A 4,674-nucleotide genomic window follows, 5' to 3' on the forward strand; every position below is an offset into this window, starting at 1 on the left:
TCTGTCGCCGGAACAGGTCGCGGCGCTCACGAGCAACGTCGTCATCATGCAGACGGTCATCGTCGACGGTCAGTCCGTGCTCGTGCCCGTCGTGTACCTCGCGAAGGCAAGCCAGCAGAACACGAACGGGCCGCTGATCGCCGCGACCGATATCGATCTGAAGGACGCACAGACGTTCAGCAACAGCGGCACGATACAGGCGGGCAACACGCTTTCGATTCAGGGCACGCAGATCGACAACGCTTTCGGCGCGCTGCGCAGCGGCGGTCTGATGTCCCTCACCACGCAAGGCGACGTCGATCTGACATCCGCCACCCTCAACGCGGGGAGCCTGGCACTGAATGCCGGCGGCGATCTTCTCCTCAATACCGCTGTCAACACAATCCACCAGGTCAGCGCGACGGGCGCGACGCGCACCGTGAGCACACTCGGGCCGCTCGCGACCGTGAACGTCGCAGGCGATGCGGCGATCGTGACCGGCGGCGACGTTCGGCAGAACGCCGGCACGCTGGACGTCGGCGGCAATCTCGCCATGCTTGTCGGCGGAAACTATGAGCTCGGCTCGGTGCAGACCGGCGAGAACAAGGTCGTCGAGCGCGCCAATGGCGTGTCGAATACCAATCTCAACCAGACGACCGGGAGCGCGGTCAAGGTGGGCGGCATGACGCAGATCGGTGTCGGCGGCGACCTCACCGCGACCGGCGCGAGCCTCGACTTGAACGGCGGCGGCGTGCTCGCGGCAAATGGCAATGTCACCCTGCAGGCCGCGCGCGCGACCTCAATGGTCGACAGCAACAGCGCAGGCGCCGACGGTCACGGCACTTACTCGGAGTCGCTGCACCGCTCGGACGATACGCTCACGAACACCGTGCTCAACGCGGGTAACTCGCTCGTCGTGGCGTCGGGCAAGGATATCAACGTCACCGGCAGCACGATCAACCTCGACCACGGCACGGCCGCGCTTGCGGCGACCGGCAACGTCAATATTGCCGCCGCGACCGAGACGCACGTCGAGAACACGCAGGAGCAGCACAGCCACAGCAATGCGGTCAGCGGAAAGGAGGTCACGAGTTCGCGCGCCAGCACGGCGACGCTTGCACAAGGCAGCATGGTTTCCGCGGATGCGGTGACCATCGTCAGTGGCCGCGACATCAACGTCAATGGCAGTACGATCGTCGGCACCAACGATGTGGCATTGAGCGCGGCGCATGACGTCAGTATCGGCACGTCGCAGGACACCATGACGTCGTCGAGCAGCTATCAGGAAAAGCGCTCCGGGCTCGGCACCAGCGGCTTGACCGTGACCTATGGCAGCAACAATCACGCGACGACCGACCAGGCTTCGAACGTGACGAACAACGCGAGCACGGTCGGCTCGCTGGCGGGCAATCTTTCGATTCAGGCCGGCTCTACACTCCATGTGACCGGCAGTGATCTGCTTGCGGCGAAAGACCTCGTCGGCCTGGGCGCGAACGTCACCATCGACGCGGCCAAGGATACGGCGCAGCGTTCGCGGACGGAAACCTCGCATTCGAGCGGCCTTGCGCTCGGGCTGTCGGGTTCAGTGGGCGACGCGATCAATAACGCCTATACGCAGAGCCGCGCCGCGAGTCACTCGGCGAGCACGGGCAACGACCGCGCGGCGACGCTGCACGCGATCGCGGCCGCGGGGAATGCGGCGATGGGCGTCGCCGGCGCGAGACGTGGCGCGCTGATGCGGAACCCGAGCATCGCCGTTCAATTGAGCGTCGGGTCGAGCAGCAGCCGCAGCGATTCGAGCGAGACGCAGACGATAAATCGCGGTTCGTCTGTGAACGCAGGAGGCACGGCGGCGTTCGTGGCGACCGAGGGAAACCTGAACATCGCCGGCTCGAACATCAGCGCAAGCGACGTGGTGCTCGCCGCGAAGGATCAGGTGAACGTCGTCAACACGACCGACACGGCGTCGACGCGCAGCTCCAACAGCAGCAAGAGCGCGAGCGTCGGCGTGTCGGTCGGCACGAACGGCTTCGGCATATCGGCGGCAATGGCGAACGCGCATGGCGACGCCAACAGCGACGCGGCGATTCAGAACGCGTCGCACGTAACGGGCGCTAATAGCGTCGCGATCGTCTCAGGCGGCGATACGAACGTGATTGGCTCACAGATCGCCGGAAGACAGATCGCGGCGGACGTCGGCGCCAACCTGAACATCGCGAGCGTGCAGGATACGACCGTCAGCGCGGCGCATCAAAGCAGCGCCGGCGGCGGCTTTGCGATCAGTCAGAGCGGTGGCGGCGGTTCGTTCAGTTCGCAGCACGGCAATGCGAGCGGCAATTACGCGGCCGTCGAAGAGCAAAGCGGGATTCATGCGGGCGAAGGCGGCTTTGACATCACCGTCAAGGGCAGTACCGACCTCAAGGGCGCGGTGATCGCGAGCGACGCCGACGCAAGCAGGAACACGCTCAACACAGGCACGCTCACCTTCTCGGACCTTCAGAATCGCAGCGACTACAGCGCGAGCAGCAGCGGGTTTAGCGCGGGTGGATCGATAGGCACTGCGCAGAGCGGTATAGGCCCGTCGTCAGTGAGCGGAGCGGGCGGCGTTGTGCCGATGATGAGTCAGAGCGACAGCGGTAGCTCGAATGGCATCACGCGCAGCGCGATCAGCGCCGGGACGATCAACGTCACGGACCGCGAGCACCAGACGCAGGACGTTGCGAACCTCAGCCGTGACACGTCGAGCACGAACGGAACCGTTTCGACGCTGCCGGACGTGAACAACCTGCTGGACAAGCAAGGCGACATGATGAACGCCGCCAGCGCGGCGGGTGAAGCGGTGGCCACGCAGATCGGCATGATCGCGAACGCGAAGCGTGACGGCGCGCTCAAGGATGCAAAAGCAGCCTACGAGCGGGGCGACCTGGATGCGATGCAAGGCTACCTCGACACGGCGGATTCGTGGAGTGAATCGGGCAGCAACAGGATTGCGCTGCACGTAGCGGGTGGCGGGCTGATCGGCGGTCTGGGCGGTGGTGGCATCGGTAGCGCGGCGCAAGGTGCGGCGGGTGCGGGCATGTCTGTTTACTTGGCCAATCGCACGCAGCAGTTCGCGGATGCGGTCGCGGAGGAAGCCGGATCCAAACTCATCGGGAACATTGCGGGCAATGTGGCCAGCACGCTCGGCGGCGGCATCATCGGCGGCACGGCAGGAGCTGCGGCCGCGTCCAATGTGAATCTGTACAACCAGAACAACAACAGGAAGGAAAGCGAAGCCGCGAAGGAAGCGAAAGAGCTTCGGCAGATTCTGGATAAAGAACGGGCTATGCTTGGGCAGAAGTCGGTGAAGACGGCGGATACGGGTGCTGCGACGGTGCGGCCGCCCACCGGGGCACTTGCTGGAAAAGACGCAAAGAGTACGTTCTGGACTTCAACAAAGGATAAGACTCCGGTTGAAAATGCTTACGGTCATTCGACCAAGCACGGCGGAGAGTTTCCGGAGTATCAGAACTCAGTGCAATATGTTCAATCAGCGCAGGACTTTGTAAACAATCCACCGGATGGAACTCTGATTAAGACTCGCCCGAATGGCGATACGCTGTTTTACGATCCGGCGACAAACACGTTTGCGTCAAAAAACAAGGATGGTGCGCCAAGAACGATGTTTAGGCCGTCGGCTGGAATGGACTATTGGAATAAACAGTGATGCAAGAAGACCTTCTCCCGTGCCCATGCTGTGATAGCGTGACCCTTAGTGACCGCGGGAACTATGAAATCTGCGCAGTATGCGGTTGGGAAGATGATCCAGTGCAATCAGATGATCCTACATTTGCGGGTGGGGCTAATCAAAGCAGTCTGAATGAGGCCCGTGCACTTTGGCAGGCAAGAAAAAATCAGGCACAGTAACAACCAACCCGGCTATTGAGCTGGGTTGGTTGTTGTAGCGCTGTTCAGGCGGGGGTGATGACGAGCCTGCCGTGCTCGACGTGAACCCTGACGTTCTGCCCTGCTTCGAAACCCGCCTGCTCAAGCCATCGCCCGGCGAGCTTGAACCACGGATAAAGCGGCGGCGGTGTCTTGTTCGGCCGCATCGAGTAAGGCCGCTCGCGCTCGGCTTGTTGAATCTTGATGAGGCGCTCGGAATGCGCGTTCAATGCTTTAAGATTGGCGTCAGCCATAGTCAACTCCCGTCATGAGTTGGTTGTGGTCAGCGGGCTGTATGGGTTGGCGCCCATGCGGCCCGCGCTTCGTTTACGCGGTGGCGCGTTCGGTACGTCTCTTCAATGGTTCGACAAGTTGCTCGATCATGGCGAGCAGGAAAAATCCCCAGACGATGGCTGCATAGCACCAAAAGCTGTTGAGGTTCCTGAGCCAGACGAACCGTGATGAGCCGAAAATGCCGAGCAGCGCGAGTGCAAACAGGAAGGCGGAGATGTAGGGAAAAATCAGCAAGTTCCAGCGGATGTATGCTTCGAAATGCAATTCGCCGATGAGGATATAGACGAAAGCGGCGATGCCGCCTGACCAGAAGGCCTTCAGAATAAAGATAAAAAAGAAGAGCCAAGTCTGAGTGCTCATTGGCAAACCATCGGGGATTGAGCTTCCCCTGAAATTTCGCCTTCCAGCAGGTCGCGTATAAACTCGACCCAAAGAAAGGAAAGCATAGATGTTCAAGGTACCGCACCAGGTGTACAC

4 protein-coding genes are annotated in these 4,674 nt (G+C 61.5%); 2 read left to right on the top strand and 2 right to left on the bottom strand.

Going from position 1 to position 4,674, the window contains the following annotated elements; translation table 11 throughout:
• Both QCE64_RS36055 and QCE64_RS36060 read left to right on the top strand, forming a co-directional pair.
• The coding region (locus QCE64_RS36055) for a hemagglutinin repeat-containing protein (protein ID WP_310009112.1) at positions 1–3,685 on the top strand (3,685 nt) is incomplete at its 5' end.
• Entirely contained in the window at positions 3,685–3,885 is a 201-nt protein-coding gene (locus tag QCE64_RS36060) for a CPCC family cysteine-rich protein (protein ID WP_309820330.1), read from the top strand. The genes QCE64_RS36055 and QCE64_RS36060, both read left to right, overlap by 1 nt.
• Positions 3,886–3,929: 44 nt before the next feature.
• Here QCE64_RS36060 and QCE64_RS36065 read toward each other — a convergent pair whose 3' ends face one another.
• On the bottom strand, positions 3,930–4,157 hold the full coding sequence (locus QCE64_RS36065) for a SymE family type I addiction module toxin (RefSeq protein ID WP_309927978.1): 228 nt from the start codon (positions 4,155–4,157) through the stop codon (positions 3,930–3,932).
• Positions 4,158–4,230: 73 nt separating this feature from the next.
• A partial coding sequence (locus tag QCE64_RS36070; RefSeq protein WP_310009113.1) for a hypothetical protein occupies positions 4,231–4,674 on the bottom strand: 444 nt, incomplete at its 5' end.

This window comes from Caballeronia sp. LZ043, from assembly GCF_031451075.1.
Taxonomy (GTDB): Bacteria; Pseudomonadota; Gammaproteobacteria; order Burkholderiales; family Burkholderiaceae; genus Caballeronia.

Coding starts and splice junctions, on each gene's coding strand:
- QCE64_RS36060 (WP_309820330.1), top strand. CDS start 3,685: ATGCAAGAAGACCTTCTCCCGTGCCCATGCTGTGATAGCGTGACCCTT.
- QCE64_RS36065 (WP_309927978.1), bottom strand. CDS start 4,157: ATGGCTGACGCCAATCTTAAAGCATTGAACGCGCATTCCGAGCGCCTC.